Here is an 18,565-nt window from a genome sequence, read left to right on the forward strand (position 1 = left end):
CTAAAGGTTGACCAACTGCCCTGCATCCAGCCGGATCTGACGGTCCATCCGCGCGGCCAGTTCAAGGTTATGGGTCGCGATCACCGCAGATAGCCCCGTGCCGCGCACCAGCGTCATCAGCGCCGCAAAGACCTGATCCGAGGTTGTCGGGTCAAGGTTGCCCGTCGGTTCATCCGCCAGCAGCAGGCGCGGCGCATTGGCCAGCGCACGGCAAAAGGCGACCCGTTGCTGTTCACCGCCCGACAGCGCCGCTGGCCGGTGGTCGGCACGGTGGCCGATACCGACCTCGTCCAGCAAGGACCGCGCACGGGTCTGGGCATCGGCTTGCGACACGCCATTGGCAAGCTGTGGCAGGACGATATTTTCCAGCGCCGAAAACTCGGGCAGCAGGTGGTGGAACTGATAGATGAACCCCACATCGCGCCGCCGCACGCCGGTGCGTTTGCGATCGGACTGCCCCGTCATATCGGTGCCCCCGATTTCAACTGTCCCCGCGTCGGGCGTATCCAGCAGCCCTGCGATATGCAGCAGCGTCGACTTGCCCGCGCCGGACGGGGCGACCAGCGCCACGACCTCGCCCGGGGCGACAGTCAGGTCGATCCCGCGCAGCACGTTGACTTCGTTCGGTTGGCCGGGGTTGTAGGATTTGCCAATCCCCGAGAGCCGCAAAACAGGATCATTCATAGCGCAACGCCTCGACTGGATTCATGCGCGCGGCACGGCGCGCAGGAAAGATGGTGACAACAAAGGACAGCCCGAGCGACAGGCCGATGGCCGACATCACGTCACCGAACTGCAGCTTGGCCGGCAGGAAATAGATGCCGCGGATTGACGGGTCCCATGCGTTGCCGCCCGAAAGATAGTTCACCGCGGCAAATATCTGATCGACGTAAAGCGCAAACAGACAGCCCAGGATCACCCCCATCGCCGTGCCGATGATGCCGGTGAAGGCCCCGCAGATAAAGAACACGCGCAGGATCGACCCTTCGCTCAGGCCCATGGTGCGCAGAATACCGATGTCGCGGCCCTTGTTTTTGACCAGCATAATCAGCCCAGACACGATGTTCATCGCGGCGATCAGAACGAGGATACTAAGGATCACGAACATCACGCGGTCTTCGATATCAAGCGCATTCAGAAACGACCCCGACGCATCACGCCATGTCCAGATCATGCCGCGATCCCCTGCCGCGGACAGCAGCGGGACGGTCAGATCATCCACGTTGTCCGGGTCTTCGACCATCACCTCAAGCTCGTCGGCGACGCCTTCGCGGTTAAAGAACGCCTGCGCCTCGGCCAGTGGCAGATAGGCGCGCGTACGGTCGATGTCATAGCGACCGGCGGTGAAAATATAGGTCACCTCATAGCCATTGACCCGTGGCGACGTGCCAAAGGCGGTTTTGACCCCGTTCGGAGAGATGATTTTGATCGTGTCACCCAAGCCGACCCGCAACGCCTGCGCCACGCCGGACCCGATGGCGATGCCCTGTTCGAAATCGGCCAGATCACCCTCGGCGGTTTCGGGGTTGGCGATGCGCGGGATATTCGCCAGATCGGCGGCATCAATGCCGAAAATTTCGATGCCCGCGTTGGCCTGCCCTTTGTTGGCCATCACCTGACCACGTACCAAGGGGGCCACCTGCGTCACCCCCGGCACTTGGGCCACGCTTTCAGCCATCTCGGTGTAGTTTGCAATCCCCGTCTGGGAGACCCCGTTATCGTCCACAGTCGCCATATTATATACGGTCACATGGGCATTGGCCCCAAGGATCGTGTCGACGAATTCAGCACGAAAGCCCGAGCGTACGGCAAGCGTCGCGATCAGGGCAAAGACCGCCAAGGTGATCCCGATCAGGCTGATCCAGGTCATCACGCTGACGCCGCCTTCGGCGCGACGCGCCCGCAGGTAGCGCCAGGCGATCATCCATTCAAAAGCGGCAAAGGGCGGTGTCGAGGAAACTGGTTTGGCCAAGGGATGGCTCCGATCTGGGATCAATCGCGCGCAACCTCGCGGTTTCGGCGCATCGGGTCAAGCGAGGAGTGGTCAGTGGCAGTCTGCAAGGCGGGCATAGGAGGAAAGGTCAGCGGCCCTGCGCCGGTGTGGGGGGACGCCGTCGCCGGAACGGGGCGCGCAGCAGCCGCATCAGCACCCCCAGCCCCAAGCCCCCCGCGACAAAGCCCACGCCCGCAAAGACCACCCCCGCAAAGTTCAAGGGCACGGCGGGCTGGAACACCTGCCATGCCGCCCGCGCAATCTGCGGATCGGACATCTGCGACAGGTGATAGGCCCGCATGAACGGCCCCTGCCCCTGCAATCGGGTCAATGCGGTATCCAATGTATCAAAGCGTGCAAAGGTCTCTGCCATATCGGTGCGACGTCGCTCCATAAAGGCGGTGCCGGTCATCTGCGCCAGCGCATCGTTGCGCGACAGACCGACCGCTTGGGCGCTGGCATCGAAATCGGCAACGACCTCGTGCAGCGCATCAACCGCACCGCCCAACCGTTGCAGGTATTGTTGCGAGTATTCGGGAAACTGCGACGTTACCGCAGCCCCCGCCACGCCGCCAGCAAGGGTCAGCGCCCGCAAGATCATGAAACGCCCCGAAGGTCCGTAATGCAGCGTTCCATGATCCGCCCCCGTTTTTTAAAGCCCGTCGTTCAAGGTTAGGCGATACCGCGATAAATCTCGGCGATTTTTTCAACCGCGGCCTCGGGCGTCATCTCTTCGCTCTCGCCGGTGCGCCGCGAGGTGAGCTCGACCACGCCGTTTTTCAGACCCCGCGGCCCAACGGTGATCCGCCACGGCAGACCGATAAGGTCCATCGTCGCAAACTTACCGCCCGCGCGTTCTTTGGTGTCGTCATAAAGCGGATCCAGCCCCAAGGCCTGCAGGCTGGCATAGAGCGCGTCACACGCCGCATCCGCCTGATCGTCGCCCTGCTTGAGGTTAACGATGCCTACGTGGAACGGCGTGACGCCTTCGGGCCAGATGATGCCCTTGTCGTCGTGAGACGCCTCGATGATCGCGCCCAGCAGACGGCTGACGCCGATCCCGTGCGACCCCATGTGAACCGGCACAGGCTTGCCATCCGGCCCCTGCACGGTCGCGCCCATCGGTTCGGAATACTTGGTGCCGAAATAAAAGATCTGCCCCACTTCGATCCCGCGCGCGCTGCGCTGGCGTTCGGCGGGCACTTCGGCAAACAGCGCCGCGTCGTGAGTTTCGTCGGTGCGGGCGTAGCGCGAGGTGAACTCCTCCATCACGGCCTGACACTGGTCGACGGAATCATAGTCGATCTCGCGGTCGCCGAACTTCAGCTCGGTGATCTGGCTGTCATAGAACACCTCGGATTCGCCGGTTTCCGCCAGCACAAGGAACTCGTGCGTGTCGTCACCCCCGATCGGACCGGAATCCGCGCGCATCGGGATCGCTTGCAGGCCCATGCGTTCATAGCTGCGCAGATAGGTCACCAGATGGCGGTTATAGGCGTGCAGCGCGTCTTCTTTGGTCAGATCAAAGGTATAACCGTCCTTCATCAGGAACTCGCGGCCGCGCATGACACCGAAACGGGGACGGACCTCGTCGCGGAATTTCCACTGGATGTGGTACAGCGTCATTGGCAGGTCTTTGTACGACCCCACGTGGCTGCGGAAGATATCGGTGATCATTTCCTCGTTCGTGGGACCATAAAGCATATCGCGGTCCTGACGGTCCTTGATGCGCAGCATCTCGGGGCCGTAGGCGTCAAAGCGCCCGGATTCTTTCCACAGGTCGGCCGATTGCAACGTAGGCATCAGCATCGGGATGTGGCCGGCGCGCTGCTGTTCTTCGTGCACGATGGCTTCGATCTTGCGCAGCACTTTAAAGCCAAGCGGCAACCACGAATAGATGCCCGCAGCCGATTGCTTGATCATGCCGGCCCGCAGCATCAACCGGTGGCTGACGATCTGCGCCTCGGACGGGTTTTCCTTGAGCACAGGCAAAAAATAACGGGACAGACGCATGATGATCCTCTCAGAGTGAATTGGCACCTGACTATGATAATCCCCGCGCCGAGACAATCACCAACAAGCGGGCACCAACAAGCGGGCACCAAGACGGGCGCACGCTTGGTGATTGACCCTTGGGGCGCAGACGCGTTTCTTACCGGCATCGCCAAACCACAAAGGACGCCCCATGACCATGATCCTAGAGCCCGCGCGCGAAACCCCAGTGATCCATGAGACCGGCGTGCTGGTGATCGGGTCCGGCCCCGGTGGTCTGGCCGCCGCCCTCGCCGCGGCCCGCGCGGGGGCCGACGTGACGCTGTTGGACCGTTTCGGCTGCTTTGGTGGCAATATTACCGTGGTCGGGGTCGAAGGCTTTGCCTGGTACCGCCATGAACAAACGATAGAGGCCGGCGGCATCGGCTGGGAATTCGAAGAACGCGCCAAAGCGATGGGGGCCGCCAGCCCCGAATCCCAATCGCTGAGCTACGAGCTGGACAGCGAAGGGTTCAAACTTGTCGCCGACCGCCTGGTGACCGAAGCAGGCATCCACCCGATGCTGCACCGCCAGTTCGTCGCCCCGATCATGGAGGGCGACACGATCAGGGGCGTCATCGTCGAATCAAAATCGGGCCGCGAGGCGATCCTCGCCAAAATCGTGATCGACGCCACGGGCGACGCCGATGTCGCGCATCGCGCTGGTGCCCCCACACATAAAACCCCGATTGAGGACATGCAGGCCGCATCGGTTATGTTCCACATCGCGGGCGTCGACAAGGCCGCGTTCATGGCCGGCGTCAAAGCCGATCCGCAAACCTATGCCAACTGGTCCACCGGCGAATGGGTGGTCGAAACCGATGGCAAGGAAGACGCGATGTTCTCTCCGTTTCTGGCCAAACCCTTTGCCCAAGCGATCCGCGACGGGCGCATGCCCGCCAACCTCAATACCATCGGGGGCACGTGGGGCGCTGTGCATGACAGCGGCGAGATGACCTATATGAACCTGATCCACCTTGCCGAATGCGACGGCACGGACCCCGACAGCATGACCCGCTTTGAAATAGAAGGCCGCGCCCAGGCGATGCATGCGATTGACGCGCTCAAGGCCTATACACCGGGCTGCGAAACCGCGCGGCTGCGCAATTTTGGCATGAGCATCGGCATCCGCGACACCCGCAAGATCGACGCGGTCTATAATATGACCGAAACCGACGTGCGGCAGCAGGCCCGTTTTGGCGACAGCATCGGCATCTACCCCGAATTCATTGACGGCTACGGCGTGCTGATCATCCCCACCACGGGGCGCTACATGCACATCCCCTACCGCGCGATGCTGCCCAAAGGGGTCAAGAATCTGCTGGTCGCAGGGCGCGCTATTGGCGGCGACAAGATCGCCCATGCCGCCACCCGCAACATGGCGTGCTGTACTGTGGCGGGCCAAGGTGCGGGCGTCGCGGCGGCAATTGCGCTGGCCACAGGCTGCCCGCTGGACGCCGTCCCGCTAGAGCGCATGCAAAAAACCCTGCAAGATCAGGGCGTCCGCGTATTCTGACCCGCAAGGGCTGCTTCCAGATGGTAAAAAATCCTCGCCGAAGGCACCTGACACGTCCACGCGCGCAGGCCGTCCATTTCACCACGGGCCTTGAAAAACGTGCCCCGTTGCGCAATGTCGACCCAAACCAAATTGCGAGGACGCGGCATGGGCCTGCCAATCAGAGATCAGATGAAATACTGGGGCATCGCAGGGGCGGTCTTTCTTGTTGTCTTGTGGTTCACCGGCGACATACTGCTGCCGTTTCTGATCGGCGCGGCGATTGCCTATTTCCTTGACCCCGTAGCTGACCGGCTGGAAGCACTCGGCTTGACCCGCGCGATGGCCACGATGGTGATCACGCTGATGGCACTGCTGATCTTTGTGCTGATGGCGCTTCTGGTGATCCCCGCGCTGATCAACCAAGCCGTGAACCTGATAGAGGTCGCGCCCCAGCTGGCGCGCAATTTCACCAACTTCCTGACCGAACGCTTTCCCACGCTGCTGGTCGAAGGATCGACGCTGCGCAGTTCGATCAACTCTATCGGGTCCACCATTCAGGAACGCGGCGGAGAGTTTCTGAACACCGCGATCGCCTCCGCTGCGACAGTGCTGAACGTGCTGCTTTTGTTTGTGATCGTGCCGGTGGTTGCGGTCTATCTGCTGCTGGACTGGGACCGGATGGTTGGCCGCATCGACCAGTTATTGCCACGCGACCACGCGCCAGTGATCCGCCGGCTTGCACGTGATATCGACCGCACGCTGGCAGGTTTCATTCGTGGCATGGGGACGGTCTGTCTGATTCTAGGCACCTATTACGCCATTGCCTTGATGTTGGTGGGGCTGCAATTTGGTCTTGTGGTTGGCTTTATCGCCGGTCTGGTCACTTTTATTCCCTATCTCGGGGCTGTTCTGGGCGGCGCGCTGGCCATCGGTCTGGCGCTGTTTCAATTCTGGGGGGATTGGTTCTCTATCGGGATGGTCGCGGGTATCTTTGTGCTGGGCCAAATGATCGAGGGCAATCTGCTCACGCCTAAACTGGTCGGCAACTCGGTCGGGCTGCATCCGGTCTGGCTGATCCTCGCGCTGTCGGTCTTTGGCTCGCTGTTCGGGTTTGTCGGCATGCTGGCCGCCGTCCCCATCGCCGCCGCCCTTGGGGTGATCGCGCGGTTCGCAACAGAGCAATACGTCGAAAGCTCGCTCTATCAGGGCACGCAACGATCGACTTTGGACGAAACGGCGGACTGATAGCATGGCACAACAGCTTGGACTTGACCTTCCCAGTCGCCCCGCACTGGGACGGGACGACTTTTTTGTCGCCCCGTCAAACGCGATTGCAGTGGCCATGATCGAAGGCTGGCAGGCGTGGGCCGGCCGCAAGCTGGTGCTGACCGGCCCATCCGGATCGGGCAAGACCCATCTGACACATGTCTGGGCCAACCTGTCGGGCGCACAGATCATCGACGCGGCCGATATTGCCACGGCAGATATCCCCGCGCTGGCGCAGGGGCCTTTGGCGGTTGAAAACATCCCCGCAATCGCCGGCGACACCACCGCCGAGACAAATCTTTTCCACCTGCATAATCTGGCGCTGGCCGAGGGTCACAGCCTGCTGCTGACCGGCGCGCCCGCGGTGCCCCACTGGGGGCTGCACCTGCCCGACCTCACCAGCCGTATGCGCGCTGCCACCGCTGCAGCGCTTGAAGCGCCCGATGACAGCTTGCTGACGGCAGTTATGGCCAAGCTGCTCGCCGACCGGCAGCTGACACCAAAACCCGATGTGATCCCCTATCTGCTGCTGCGGATGGACCGGTCATTTGCAGCGGCGGGCGATCTGGTGGCTGCGCTGGATGCCGCCAGTCTGGCCCTACAAAGGCCGGTGACACGCACACTCGCGGCACAAGTGCTGGACAATGGGATTTCCGCTGCGCGATAGTCTTGGTGAATTGCGTCACAAACCCATTACAATCCAACGCCATAAGGCCGTCATGACAAACGCTGACTTTCTCGAATCCGCCTTCGTACCGGCCCAAGATATGCCCGAACTGGATATCACCGGACCGGGTCGCTTTTACAACCGCGAGCTCAGCTGGCTCGGGTTCAACTGGCGTGTGCTGGAAGAGGCCAAGAACCCCCGCGTGCCGCTGCTGGAACGGCTGCGCTTTTTGTCGATCTCGGCGGGCAATCTGGATGAATTCTATACCGTGCGCGTCGCTGGTCTGCGCGAGCTGGCACAGGCGGGCAACACCACGCCCGCCAGCGACGGGCTGACCCCTGCGCAACAGCTGGTGCTGATCAATGAAGACGCGCGCCGGCTGATGACCGAACAGCAAAATGTCCTGGTCGATCTGATGTCAAGGATGGACGAACAGAACATCATGCTTGAACGCGCCGCTGATCTGGACGAGGCCGACCTGGCCTATCTGGATGATGTGTTCTTGCACCGGGTCTTTGCCGTACTGACCCCGCTGGCCGTCGATCCGGCACACCCTTTCCCGTTCATTCCCAACACCGGCTATGCGCTGGCGTTGCAATTGGAACGCACCAGCGACAAGCGCCCCTTGCAAGCCTTGCTGCCAATTCCGGCGCAGATCGACCGCTTTGTCTCCCTGCCTGCCGCCGAAGGATCGCTGCGGTTCCTGCCGCTCGAAGATCTGCTGGTGCTCAAAATTCCAGGCCTGTTTCCGGGCTATAAGCTAAAGGCCCATTTTGAATTTCGGGTCCTGCGTGACAGCGACCTTGAGGTCGAAGACGAAGCCGAAGACCTTGTGCGCGAATTCGAAGTCGCCCTGAAACGCCGCCGCCGCGGCGAGGTCGTGCGTCTGACCCATTCCGCCGGAGCGCCTGAAAAACTGAAATCCGTGGTCATGGCCGAATTGGCCGTGCGCCCGCAAGACGTGATAGAGCTGGACGGGATGATCGGCATCAGCGATCTGGCGGAACTGGTGGTCGACAGCCGCCCCGATCTGCTTTGGCCGCAATTCACGCCGCGCATCCCCGAGAGGGTGACCGACCACGAAGGCGACATGTTCGCGGCGATCCGGTCCAAGGACATGCTGCTGCACCACCCCTACGAGACGTTCGACATGGTCGTGCGCTTTCTAGCGCAGGCCGCACGTGACCCGGATGTTGTGGCGATCAAACAGACGCTCTATCGCACCTCGCGCGACAGTCCCATCGTAGAGGCGCTGTGCGAGGCCGCCGAAGACGGGAAATCGGTTACCGCGCTGGTCGAGCTCAAGGCACGTTTCGACGAAGCCGCCAACATCCGCCAGTCGCGCCGGTTAGAACGCGCAGGCGCGCATGTGGTCTATGGTTTTCTCGACCTTAAGACCCACGCGAAAATCTCGACTGTGGTGCGCCGCGAAGGCGATCAACTGGTCACCTATACCCACTATGGCACCGGCAACTACCACCCGATCACCGCGCGCATTTATACTGATCTGTCGCTGTTCACCTGCGACCAGAAGCTGGGCCGCGATGCAACCAAAGTGTTCAACTACCTGTCAGGCTACGCGCAGCCCGACACGCTGGACAATCTTGCGATATCGCCCATCACGCTGAAACCGCGCCTGCTGGCCATGATCGCCGCCGAAGCCGAATATGCCGCAGCAGGCAAACCGGCAGAAATCTGGGCCAAGATGAACTCCGTCGTCGATGCGGATGTGATCGACGCACTTTATGCGGCATCGCAGGCAGGGGTAAAAATCAGCCTCGTGATCCGCGGCATCTGCGGGTTGCGCCCCGGCATCAAGGGCCTGTCCGAGAACATCCGCGTGAAATCCATCGTCGGGCGTTTTCTGGAACATTCGCGCATCGTCTGCTTTGGCAATGGCCACGGGCTACCGCATAAAAAGTCGCGGGTTTTCATGTCATCTGCTGACTGGATGGGGCGCAACCTGACCCGGCGTGTCGAAACACTGGTCGAGATTGAAAACCCCACCGTCAAGGCGCAGATCACCAGTCAGGTGATGGCGGCCAATCTGGCAGATGTGGCCCAAAGCTGGGTCATGTCGCCCGATGGAAGTTTTTCACGCCCCGAAATTGCCGACGGCACCTTTGCGTTCAACTGCCACCGCTTCTTCATGGAAAACCCCTCCCTCTCGGGGCGCGGCACGGCGGGGGCGTCCGACGTTCCGAAACTGACCCATACCGAAGACTGACCGCTTCATTTTGCCCCTGTAAACTCTCGCCGAAGGCGCATCTATCCGCCCGCGTTGTCGCTGGCGATTATACACCCTCGATCCCTTTGGGTTTTTCAGCCGCCTGCCCGTGTTAGCGATTGACGTAGCAGTCCGGCTGGGCCACCTTGCCCCCCCAAGACCAAAGCCCCCGCAGGAGCGTTCGTGGCAGATAGAACCGACACCCCTCCGCCCTCTCCCGTCCCTGAAACGGGCGTCGCTGATTTAGGCTTGTTCGGAAAACCCCTGTTTCTTGACCCTTCGGCCCGCGCGCTGGCGCGTGTCGGTGTGGTGGATGTGGGGTCGAACTCTGTCCGCTTGGTCGTCTTTGACGGGGCCGCGCGATCACCTGCGTACTTCTATAACGAAAAGATCATGTGTGCGCTTGGGGCCGGCATGGCCGAAACCGGTCATCTGTCCCCCGTCGGGCGGGTCCGGGCGCTTTCAGCCATGCGACGTTTCAGCAAACTGGCCCAAAGCATGGGCCTGTCCGAGCTGACCGTTGTGGCCACCGCCGCGGTGCGTGACGCCAGCGACGGACGCGACTTTTGCGACGAGGTCCAGCGCGAGACGGGCCTGAAAATATGGGTTATCGACGGCGAAGAAGAGGCACGGCTGTCCGCACAGGGCGTCCTGCTGGGCTGGCCCGGTGCCTATGGGTTGGTCTGTGACATCGGTGGATCCTCGATGGAGCTGGCCGAGATTTCCGGCGGGCGTGTGGGCAAACGTGTGACCTCCGCGCTTGGTCCATTGAAACTGCGTGACATCAAGGGCGCGGCCAAGGCGCGTCAGGCCCAGATCAAGACCGTGATCGAAGGGCTGGCGGAAAAGATGGGCGCACAGCGCGACCGTCTGTTTCTGGTCGGCGGGTCATGGCGTGCGATTGCGCGGATCGACATGGTGCGCCGCGGCTATCCGCTGCACGTGCTGCATGAGTACCGTATGACGCCCACATCGGTGCGCGAAACGGTCAAGCACATCCAGTCCAGCGACCACGAAGAACTGCGCAAAATCAGCGGCGTATCGGCCAGCCGGATGGCGCTGGTGCCCTACGCCGCCGAAGTCCTGTCGCGGCTGGTCAAGACGTTCAAACCCAAGGATATCGCGATTTCCAGCTACGGCATCCGCGAGGGGATGCTGTACGAGCAGATGCCGCAGCGCCTACGTGACCGTGATCCACTGATCGAAGCCTGCCGCTTTGCCGAAGCCAAAGACGCGCGGTCGCCGGGGTTCGGCAAGGCGCTGTTCGACTTTATCCTGCCGCTCTACAAATCGGCCTCGCCGCAGCGCAAACGACTGGTCAAGGCCGCCTGTCTGCTGCACGATGTCAGCTGGCGCGCGCACCCCGACTACCGCGCCGAAGTCTGCTTTGACAATGCCACCCGCGCCAATCTGGGCGGGCTGAAACATGCTGAACGGATCTATCTGGGGCTGGCATTGCTGCACCGGTATTCCAACAAGCGCGAGAACACCCGTTTCGAAGACCTCTATGAAATGGTCGACGAAAAGAGCCGCAACGAGGCAGAGATCCTGGGTAAGGCCATGCGCTTTGGCGCGATGCTTTGGATGAACCCCGAGGAAGAGCGCGGCCATCTGCGCTGGTTCCCCAAAAAGAAGCTGCTGGAACTTTGGCTGACCGACGACATGATGCCCCTGTTCGGAGAGGTCGCCGAGGCGCGGCTAAACTCGCTCGCGCTGTCGCTCGGCGCCGAGGTGCAGCTCAAGACCTGCAAAAAATAAAATGCTGATCAGAGCCGGATCGACCGCTCACAGGTCGAACTGTGGCACCTCGTCCAGATAGATCGCCGGCGGTGCGGGCGCGTCGTTTGGCGTTTCGTCTTCCGGCTCTGGGTCTGTTTTGCGGCGGATCACGATATCACCATTGGGCATCTTTTGGGGCGGCTCGTAGACGCTCCAATCTTCGACCTCATCCAGCAAATCGGTCAAGGCGGGCCCCATCTCGGAGACGAAATTGCGCAATGCGGGGCTGGCCTTGCGGCCCCAATCGCTGAGCCCGTCCAGCGCGGGGGCCATCTCTTTTTTCATGCCGTCAAAGAAATTTCTGGCCCCGCGTTCCATCAAAGAAAAGCCGGAGGTATCGTTGTCATTTTCCTGTGCCAGCGCAAAACCGGACAGACAAATCAGGGTGGTGGTCAAAAGAAACTGTCTCATACATCAGACACTGCCCTATTTCCTGACATGAGGAAAGCGGCATTAAAGGGCCGCTCAGAGCGCGAGATCAATCGTCACTGGAAAGTGATCCGACGCCGTGATCAATGCATCGCGCAAACCTGCATCGGCCCAGCATTCCGGATCGTCCATCGGGTGCCAGATACGCCACTGGGGGTGGTGCGCGGTCAGGGCCGGGCTGATCATGATGTAATCCAGCAGCGCCTGAAGATAGCGTTTCTCGGGCGCGATCCAAAAGCGCGAGGTCGTGGGCATCGCCCCAATCCGCTGCCCCAACGCACGGGTTGCATGTGGGTCGACCAAAGCCCGATCCTGCCTGTGCCCCATCACGATCTCTACCGAGGACCGCCCGAAAAGATCCTCGAAACTGTCCAGCCCGGGCCCGTCGTTCAGATCGCCCAGAACCATCAACGGGGTGCCCGCGTCCAGCTGCGCATCAATCCGACGTCGCAGCCAGACCGCCTGTGCCAGTTGTTTGCGCCGGCTTGCGATCCCGATGCGCAGCGCATCTTGCGGCGTCTTGGCCCCATGCGGTGCTTTGGATTTCAGATGCGCACCGATCATATGAAAAGCGACCCCGTCACGGGTCACGATATCCAGCTCAAGCGGCGGCTTAGAGAAGACCACGTGATCCTCGCGCGCGTCGATATCCAGATCAATATCAAAGGTGCCATCGAACCGCGGGGCCTGCCCCCGCCCGACCGTCCCGCCGGGTGCATGAGTGGCCGTCAGCTTGTCGGGATCAAATAACAGCGCGATTTCCTGCTGGGTATCATTGGCAAAACCGATCAGCGCCTTGCGCGTGCGCAAATTAAAATGCGCGGCAAAACGTTCCAGCGCAGCCACCGTCCCGCGTTTGCGGCTTTGATCCGGGGCCTCGATCACCATCACGGCATCGGCGTCCAAGGCACGAAACACAGCGCCCAAAGCCTGCGCCTGCTGCGCACGGGTAATATCGTGGCGGGCCGACCAGCCGTCGTCCAGCAGCAGCTGGTCATTGTCGTCAAACAAACCGGTGAACCATTCGACATTATAGGTCGCGATCCGCATTACCGCGCCTTGCCTGACCAGGTCTCCCATGCGCGGTTGATGTCGATCATGCGTTTTTCGGCCATCGCCACGGCCTCTTGTGGCAGACCGCGTGCAACCAGCGCGTCAGGATGATTGGCGCGCACCAGCTTGCGCCACGCAGCACGCCCCTCTTCACGCGAGGCATCGGGCGGAATGCCCAGAACCGCATGGGGCAACGGCGATGTATCGGGCACAAACCGCGCCCGAAGCGAGGCAAAGTCACTGTCATCCATCGCAAAAATCTGCGCCACCCGCACCAGAAACGCGTCTTCGTTCGGGTGGTACATGCCGTCAGCCATGGCAATGTGGAACAACCCTTCTATCAGATCATGCAGCATCTCGGGCTGATCCGCGAACATCTGCGCAATGCGCGCGGCGTAATCCTCAAAGCCGGCCACATCATGCCGCGCTAAATTGAATACCCGCGCAGCACCCTGCTGGTCGGCTTCGGCAATCTGGAACACCTCTCGAAAGGCGGTTACCTCGTCTCGGGTCACCTGCCCGTCGGCCTTGGCCATCTTGGCCCCCAGGGCAATCACGGCAATGGTAAAGGCCACCGACCTCTCGGGCGGGGTGCGCAGACGGTCGAAAACGGCCGACAGCCCCTCACCGGCGGTGAGCGCTGACAAAGCTTCGGTGATGCGTGACCAAATAGACATGACGCCCATCATACGGGGCACCGCCAAGGAAGTCAGCGGGGCGACAGCATTTTCTGCATCAAAATTAGGTCAAGCTGCTGCCCGTTCTTCTGCCCGATGCGCGGCATCCTGCCCACGTGGTCAAAGCCAAGTGCGGTATGAAACCCGACGGCACCCGGATTGGCCCCGCTGATGGCCGCCACCATGATGCGCCGCCCCTGTGCGGCTGCGGCGTCAAAGGCGGTTTGCATCAAGCCACGCCCCACGCCAGTGCCCCGCACAGAGCTGTCCAGCACGATCGAATGTTCCACCGCATCGCGGTATCCCGGCCCGCTGCGAAAGGGGCCGAAAGTCACAAACCCAACGATTCCATCAACCTCTGCGACCCAAAACTGGTCTGCACGGACAGCGATAAGATCCTCGACCTCGGCGGCCGTTTTAACATCCGTGGTAAAGGTAAACAGCGTATCGGCGATCATGCCATTCCAAAGTGCTGCCACTGCAGCCCCATCGTCACCGAACGCCGCCCGCAGGATCACGCCAGCACGCCCCTGCCCACGGGGGTATCAAAGGTTGCAAACAGCCCCGGCGTTCCGGCCTCGAACACGACCCGCGCATCCACCAATAAAGGTGCCAACGCAGCCGCCAACGCCTCTGCCTGTGGATGCTGAACCGTTAATGTCACCAGTCGACAGCCCGAGCTTTCAAGCCGTTGGGTCGGATGTGCATCCCCGTCCCACTGCATCAAAGCAGGCGCGCAATTATCATACGGCAACACACCGTTTTCCGGCACGGCCATACGCCAGCTTAAATCACCGCGCTGCAACTGTACCGGCGCGCCATAGCCTTCTGGCAAAGCGTCCAGCGCCGCCTCCAGATCATCGCAGCGGCAAATCCAGTTGGACAGACGCGCCGGCCCGTTGAACCGATCCAGATCAAACCACCTTGCATAGGCGGTCTGTGGCGCATCGGGATCAACAGCAATCGCCTCTAGATAAAGCGCATCTGACAGGCCTAACAGTTGGTTATGCGTCCCAAATACCGCATGCGCGCCACCCGATTGCAACGGGACCCCTAGCACCTGCGCGGCATAGTCTGATGCTGCCTCAAGGCTTTCGCCTGCGACTGCAAGGTGATCCAGTTCAATCATGCTTCATGCTTCCAAATGGCTCAAATCCTCGGGGGAGTGTGAGGGGGTAGACAGCCCCCTCGCGCCCAGCTCAGTCCCGCGCGGCGCGGATCAGTTTCAGGATATCCTGCGCCGCATTCGGAATGTTGGTGCCCGGCCCAAAGATCGCCTTAACCCCTGCATCTTTAAGGAACTTATAGTCCTGTTGCGGGATAACGCCGCCGCAGATCACCAGAATATCCTCGGCCCCTGCCTCTTTCAGCGCGTTGATCAATTGCGGTGCCAGAGTTTTATGGCCCGCCGCCTGTGACGAGATGCCGATGACATGCACGTCATTGTCCACGGCGTCCTGCGCGGCTTCGGCAGGGGTCTGGAACAGCGGGCCTACGTCCACGTCAAAGCCGATATCGGCAAAGGCCGTCGCGATGACCTTGGCCCCGCGATCGTGCCCGTCCTGACCCATTTTTACCACCAGCATACGCGGGCGGCGGCCTTCGGCTTCGGCGAAATCTTCTACGGATTTTTGGATTTCCGCAAAGCCGCTGTCGCCTTCATAGGCCGCGCCATACACACCGGCCAGCGTTTTGACCTCGGCGCGGTGACGTCCGAATTTTTCTTCCATCGCCATGCTGATCTCTCCTACGGTGGCGCGGGCACGGGCAGCTTCGACCGCCCCTTCCAACAGGTTTCCGCCCTCGGAGGCACGGCGGGTCAGTTCGGCCAGCGCGGCGGTACATGCCGCTTCATCCCGAGACCCACGGATGGCTTCCAAACGCTTGATCTGGCTGTCGCGCACCTTGACGTTGTCCACATCGAGAATGTCGATCTCGTCCTCGACCTCGCGGCGGTATTTGTTCACGCCGACGATCACCTCGGTCCCGCGGTCGATCTTGGCCTGACGGGTGGCAGCGGCCTCTTCGATGCGCAGCTTCGGCATGCCGGACGCGACGGCTTTGGTCATACCACCCAGCTCTTCGACTTCCTCGATCAGTTTCCAGGCTGCATCTGCTAGATCGGCGGTCAGCTTTTCGACGTAGTAGCTGCCCGCCAAGGGGTCGATGACGTTGGTGACGCCGGTTTCTTCTTGCAAAATCAACTGTGTATTGCGGGCGATGCGCGACGAGAAATCCGTGGGCAGTGCAATCGCCTCGTCCAGCGCGTTGGTGTGCAGCGACTGCGTGCCGCCAAGCACTGCGCTCATGGCTTCATACGCCGTGCGGACCACGTTGTTATAGGGATCTTGTTCCTGAAGGCTGACGCCCGAGGTCTGGCAGTGGGTGCGCAACATCGAGGACTTGGGGTTCTGCGGTTTGAATTCATCCATAATCCGCGACCACAGCAGACGTGCCGCGCGCAGCTTTGCCGCCTCCATGAAGAAGTTCATGCCGATGCAGAAGAAGAAGCTCAAACGCGGCGCGAAACGGTCGACATCCATCCCTGCGGCGATGGCGGTGCGCACATATTCGCGGCCATCGGCAAGGGTAAAGGCCAGTTCCTGCACAAGGTTCGCGCCCGCCTCTTGCATGTGGTAGCCCGAGATCGAGATCGAATTGAATTTCGGCATATGGTCCGAGGTGTATTCGATGATGTCGCCAATGATCCGCATCGAGGGTTCAGGCGGGTAGATATAGGTGTTGCGGACCATGAATTCCTTCAGAATGTCGTTCTGAATGGTGCCCGACAGCACGGATTTATCGTGCCCCTGCTCTTCGCCTGCGACGATAAAGCTGGCCAAAATCGGGATCACCGCGCCGTTCATTGTCATGGAAACAGACACTTTATCCAGCGGGATGCCGTCGAACAGGATCTTCATGTCCTCGACGCTGTCGATCGCAACGCCCGCCTTGCCCACGTCCCCTTCTACGCGGGGGTGATCACTGTCATAGCCGCGGTGGGTGGCCAGATCGAATGCAACCGAGACACCTTGCTGCCCTGCCGAGAGTGCGCGGCGGTAAAAGGCGTTCGATTCCTCAGCCGTGGAGAACCCCGCATATTGACGGATGGTCCAGGGACGACCGGCGTACATGGTCGCTTTGACGCCACGGGTAAAGGGCGCTTCGCCGGGGATGCCGCCGAGGTGATCCAGCCCTTCGGTGTCTTCGGCCGTATAAAGCGGTTTGACGTCGATGCCTTCCAGCGTGTTCCACGTCAGGTCATCCAGGCTACGCCCCCGCAATTCCGCCTCAGCCAGATTGCGCCAGTTTTCTTTGTCCGCTGTCATGGTGGTGTCCTTTTATTCTGTCGCCTTCTGGCCAGCTTGTGCTGGTTCTTGTGGCGGTTGAGTTCTCTGTCAGGGTCGCAAGACCATCGGCACCGGCAGTCAGCCAGAACAGATCGTCCGCATAGGTTTCTCGCAAAGCCGCTGTCTGGTCCTTGGTAAAAGGTTGCCAGTGGCCCAGACCATCGCTGGGCAGTTCTGCCGTGTCGGGGTCCATTTGCGCGTGCAAGGCGGCCACATCCGGACGGCGGTTCAGCCAGTATCCGGTGTCTGAGACAGGGGCAGCGCGCCCCGTCAGTTGCGAAAATAGCAGGTCGGGGTGGCCGGCGAAATCGTCATAGCGGGCGACGGTGATTTTCGCTTCGGGCATGGCGCAAGCAAGATCGGTGATGACATCGCGCCAGCCACGCGGATCATGGGCGATCCGATTGAGCTGATCCGCATCTGGTACCGGATGCCCGCGCCCCACCGTGTACGACACAGCAGAGATCCACCACTGGTCGGTTTGCCGGATGGCCAGCACCACCTGCGTCACGCGCCCGCCAAAGCTGGAACCGAACCGTGCCATACGTTCGCCAATCGCAGGAAAAAGCCGCGCGCTGCGCACCGAATGACGTGTAGACCCGATCATGTTTTCGTCTGAAATCAGCAGTTGGTCCGCACCAAGCTCGCGGGCCTTGCCCATCAACAGCGAAACGCGCCCGTTTACCAGATTGGGGTCAGGTCCAAGGCCGCCCGACGCAGGAAACAGCCCCGTAAAAAGCCCCCCGCGGGTCTGGCGCGGCCCCCAGACGCAGGTGCCACGCGCCGCGATCGCATCGGAATGATCCGCCAAATAGTGTTGAAAACTGGTCGTGCCTGTCCGGTGCGCACCAACGTGAAGAAGGATATCCATGATCTGCTTGCCCAATCCTTGAAAGGAGGTCAGCCCAAAAGGCCCACCGAGAGTGTGAGCCACAGTCATGCCTGCAAACCTGTTGCAGAGTGCTTAATATGCGCAGATGTCGGGTTGTGCATCGCAATCGCGTCGCGCAAGCTTATATCTGTACGGACAGGAGAAACGATGAAATCAGTGATAGCCCTTGTTTTTGCAGGATTGTTTGCGGTCTCGGCGGGGGCGGAAACGGTCTCTGAACCACAGGTTCCCGACTTGTTCTTGCCCGCCGATATGGAAAATTTAAGTGAATTCCACTGGAAAAAAAGGCCGGTGCTGGTCTTTGCAGACAGTGAGGACGACCCCGCATACCAGGCCCAGATGGAGCTTTTGCGCGAGCAGCCCGTAGACTTGGTTAGCCGAGATGTCATCGTATTGACCGACACAGACCCCGCCGCACGTAGCCCGTTACGGCTGCAGATGCGGCCGCGCGGGTTCATGCTGGTGCTGGTCGGCAAAGACGGCGACATCAAGTTGCGTAAGCCCCGCCCGTGGGACGTGCGCGAAATTACCCGCAGCATCGACAAAATGACCATCCGGCAGCGCGAAATCCGCGACGCAAAGGAACGGGCAGGCAAACTCTTTGACTGAAGGTACGCCAGCCGCAACGATATGGGGCGGCGCTGCGCAGGAATCCCCCGCAGCGCCGTATTGTGTCCCATGATCGCAACGGCTGGCATGGTGT

Annotated in this window: 17 protein-coding genes; 6 read left to right on the forward strand and 11 right to left on the reverse strand. The window is 61.0% G+C overall.

Annotation, left to right across the window (positions count from 1 at the left end):
- From E5180_RS07590 to proS, 4 genes are all read right to left on the reverse strand, one after another.
- Positions 1-684: an ABC transporter ATP-binding protein gene (locus E5180_RS07590; RefSeq protein WP_138923845.1), complete on the reverse strand. Its 684-nt coding sequence runs from the start codon at positions 682-684 to the stop codon at positions 1-3.
- The gene (locus tag E5180_RS07595; protein ID WP_138925154.1) at positions 677-1,924 is read right to left on the reverse strand and encodes a lipoprotein-releasing ABC transporter permease subunit; all 1,248 of its coding nucleotides are present in this window, start codon (positions 1,922-1,924) and stop codon (positions 677-679) included. Before E5180_RS07595 ends, E5180_RS07590 begins: the two co-directional genes overlap by 8 nt.
- 157 nt (positions 1,925-2,081) lie before the next feature.
- The gene (locus E5180_RS07600) at positions 2,082-2,594 is read right to left on the reverse strand and encodes a DUF2937 family protein (RefSeq protein WP_138923846.1); all 513 of its coding nucleotides are present in this window, start codon (positions 2,592-2,594) and stop codon (positions 2,082-2,084) included.
- A 71-nt stretch (positions 2,595-2,665) separates the two neighbouring features.
- The gene (gene proS / locus E5180_RS07605) at positions 2,666-4,006 is read right to left on the reverse strand and encodes a proline--tRNA ligase (protein ID WP_138923847.1); all 1,341 of its coding nucleotides are present in this window, start codon (positions 4,004-4,006) and stop codon (positions 2,666-2,668) included.
- Between the two features lie 172 nt (positions 4,007-4,178).
- Here proS and E5180_RS07610 point away from each other — a divergent pair, with 172 nt between their 5' ends.
- The 5 genes from E5180_RS07610 (at position 4,179) to ppx (ending at position 11,440) form a co-directional block, all read left to right on the forward strand.
- Positions 4,179-5,540, forward strand: a complete 1,362-nt coding sequence (locus E5180_RS07610) for an FAD-dependent oxidoreductase (protein WP_138923848.1) — start codon at positions 4,179-4,181, stop codon at positions 5,538-5,540.
- Between the two features lie 147 nt (positions 5,541-5,687).
- The gene (locus E5180_RS07615; protein WP_138925155.1) at positions 5,688-6,767 is read left to right on the forward strand and encodes an AI-2E family transporter; all 1,080 of its coding nucleotides are present in this window, start codon (positions 5,688-5,690) and stop codon (positions 6,765-6,767) included.
- Positions 6,768-6,771: 4 nt separating this feature from the next.
- A complete protein-coding gene (locus E5180_RS07620; protein ID WP_138923849.1) occupies positions 6,772-7,455 on the forward strand; it encodes a chromosomal replication initiator DnaA in 684 nt (227 codons plus the stop codon).
- 52 nt (positions 7,456-7,507) lie between these two features.
- The gene (locus E5180_RS07625; RefSeq protein WP_138923850.1) at positions 7,508-9,682 is read left to right on the forward strand and encodes an RNA degradosome polyphosphate kinase; all 2,175 of its coding nucleotides are present in this window, start codon (positions 7,508-7,510) and stop codon (positions 9,680-9,682) included.
- 183 nt (positions 9,683-9,865) lie between these two features.
- A complete protein-coding gene (gene ppx / locus E5180_RS07630) occupies positions 9,866-11,440 on the forward strand; it encodes an exopolyphosphatase (protein ID WP_138923851.1) in 1,575 nt (524 codons plus the stop codon).
- A 27-nt stretch (positions 11,441-11,467) separates the two neighbouring features.
- On the opposite strand, the gene E5180_RS07635 is transcribed toward ppx, so the two are convergent.
- From E5180_RS07635 to E5180_RS07665, 7 genes are all read right to left on the reverse strand, one after another.
- Positions 11,468-11,872, reverse strand: coding sequence for a hypothetical protein (locus E5180_RS07635; protein WP_138923852.1), 405 nt, complete (start codon positions 11,870-11,872; stop codon positions 11,468-11,470).
- Positions 11,873-11,926: 54 nt separating this feature from the next.
- Positions 11,927-12,940 carry an endonuclease/exonuclease/phosphatase family protein gene (locus tag E5180_RS07640; RefSeq protein WP_138923853.1) on the reverse strand — a complete coding sequence of 338 codons (1,014 nt, stop codon included), beginning with the start codon at positions 12,938-12,940 and terminating at the stop codon, positions 11,927-11,929.
- Positions 12,940-13,620: a molecular chaperone DjiA gene (locus E5180_RS07645; protein WP_171048921.1), complete on the reverse strand. Its 681-nt coding sequence runs from the start codon at positions 13,618-13,620 to the stop codon at positions 12,940-12,942. Before E5180_RS07645 ends, E5180_RS07640 begins: the two co-directional genes overlap by 1 nt.
- Positions 13,621-13,652: 32 nt before the next feature.
- Positions 13,653-14,138 (reverse strand): GNAT family N-acetyltransferase, encoded by a 486-nt coding sequence (locus tag E5180_RS07650; RefSeq protein ID WP_138923854.1) that lies wholly within the window; start codon positions 14,136-14,138, stop codon positions 13,653-13,655.
- Positions 14,135-14,749 (reverse strand): VOC family protein, encoded by a 615-nt coding sequence (locus tag E5180_RS07655; RefSeq protein WP_138923855.1) that lies wholly within the window; start codon positions 14,747-14,749, stop codon positions 14,135-14,137. Before E5180_RS07655 ends, E5180_RS07650 begins: the two co-directional genes overlap by 4 nt.
- 70 nt (positions 14,750-14,819) lie before the next feature.
- On the reverse strand, positions 14,820-16,949 hold the full coding sequence (gene scpA / locus E5180_RS07660) for a methylmalonyl-CoA mutase (protein WP_138923856.1): 2,130 nt from the start codon (positions 16,947-16,949) through the stop codon (positions 14,820-14,822).
- Complete coding sequence (locus E5180_RS07665; protein WP_138923857.1) at positions 16,912-17,841, reverse strand: hypothetical protein; 930 nt, start codon at positions 17,839-17,841, stop codon at positions 16,912-16,914. The genes scpA and E5180_RS07665 overlap by 38 nt, the downstream gene beginning before the upstream one ends.
- Between E5180_RS07665 and E5180_RS07670 the strand changes: the two genes are divergently transcribed.
- Complete coding sequence (locus tag E5180_RS07670) at positions 17,824-18,471, forward strand: DUF4174 domain-containing protein (protein WP_368074010.1); 648 nt, start codon at positions 17,824-17,826, stop codon at positions 18,469-18,471. The genes E5180_RS07665 and E5180_RS07670 overlap by 18 nt on opposite strands.
- Positions 18,472-18,565 lie beyond the last annotated feature (94 nt).

Source organism: Sulfitobacter sp. BSw21498 (genome assembly GCF_006064855.1).
Lineage (GTDB): Bacteria > Pseudomonadota > Alphaproteobacteria > Rhodobacterales > Rhodobacteraceae > Sulfitobacter.

Bases quoted from the DNA above. Each gene is read 5' to 3' on its own strand.
- E5180_RS07590 (WP_138923845.1), bottom strand. From the start codon at position 684: ATGAATGATCCTGTTTTGCGGCTCTCGGGGATTGGCAAATCCTACAAC.
- E5180_RS07595 (WP_138925154.1), bottom strand. From the start codon at position 1,924: ATGATCGCCTGGCGCTACCTGCGGGCGCGTCGCGCCGAAGGCGGCGTC.
- E5180_RS07645 (WP_171048921.1), bottom strand. From the start codon at position 13,620: ATGTCTATTTGGTCACGCATCACCGAAGCTTTGTCAGCGCTCACCGCC.
- E5180_RS07635 (WP_138923852.1), bottom strand. From the start codon at position 11,872: ATGAGACAGTTTCTTTTGACCACCACCCTGATTTGTCTGTCCGGTTTT.
- E5180_RS07615 (WP_138925155.1), top strand. From the start codon at position 5,688: ATGGGCCTGCCAATCAGAGATCAGATGAAATACTGGGGCATCGCAGGG.
- E5180_RS07600 (WP_138923846.1), bottom strand. From the start codon at position 2,594: ATGATCTTGCGGGCGCTGACCCTTGCTGGCGGCGTGGCGGGGGCTGCG.
- scpA (WP_138923856.1), bottom strand. From the start codon at position 16,949: ATGACAGCGGACAAAGAAAACTGGCGCAATCTGGCTGAGGCGGAATTG.
- E5180_RS07610 (WP_138923848.1), top strand. From the start codon at position 4,179: ATGACCATGATCCTAGAGCCCGCGCGCGAAACCCCAGTGATCCATGAG.
- E5180_RS07655 (WP_138923855.1), bottom strand. From the start codon at position 14,749: ATGATTGAACTGGATCACCTTGCAGTCGCAGGCGAAAGCCTTGAGGCA.
- E5180_RS07665 (WP_138923857.1), bottom strand. From the start codon at position 17,841: ATGGATATCCTTCTTCACGTTGGTGCGCACCGGACAGGCACGACCAGT.
- E5180_RS07640 (WP_138923853.1), bottom strand. From the start codon at position 12,940: ATGCGGATCGCGACCTATAATGTCGAATGGTTCACCGGTTTGTTTGAC.
- E5180_RS07620 (WP_138923849.1), top strand. From the start codon at position 6,772: ATGGCACAACAGCTTGGACTTGACCTTCCCAGTCGCCCCGCACTGGGA.
- proS (WP_138923847.1), bottom strand. From the start codon at position 4,006: ATGCGTCTGTCCCGTTATTTTTTGCCTGTGCTCAAGGAAAACCCGTCC.
- E5180_RS07625 (WP_138923850.1), top strand. From the start codon at position 7,508: ATGACAAACGCTGACTTTCTCGAATCCGCCTTCGTACCGGCCCAAGAT.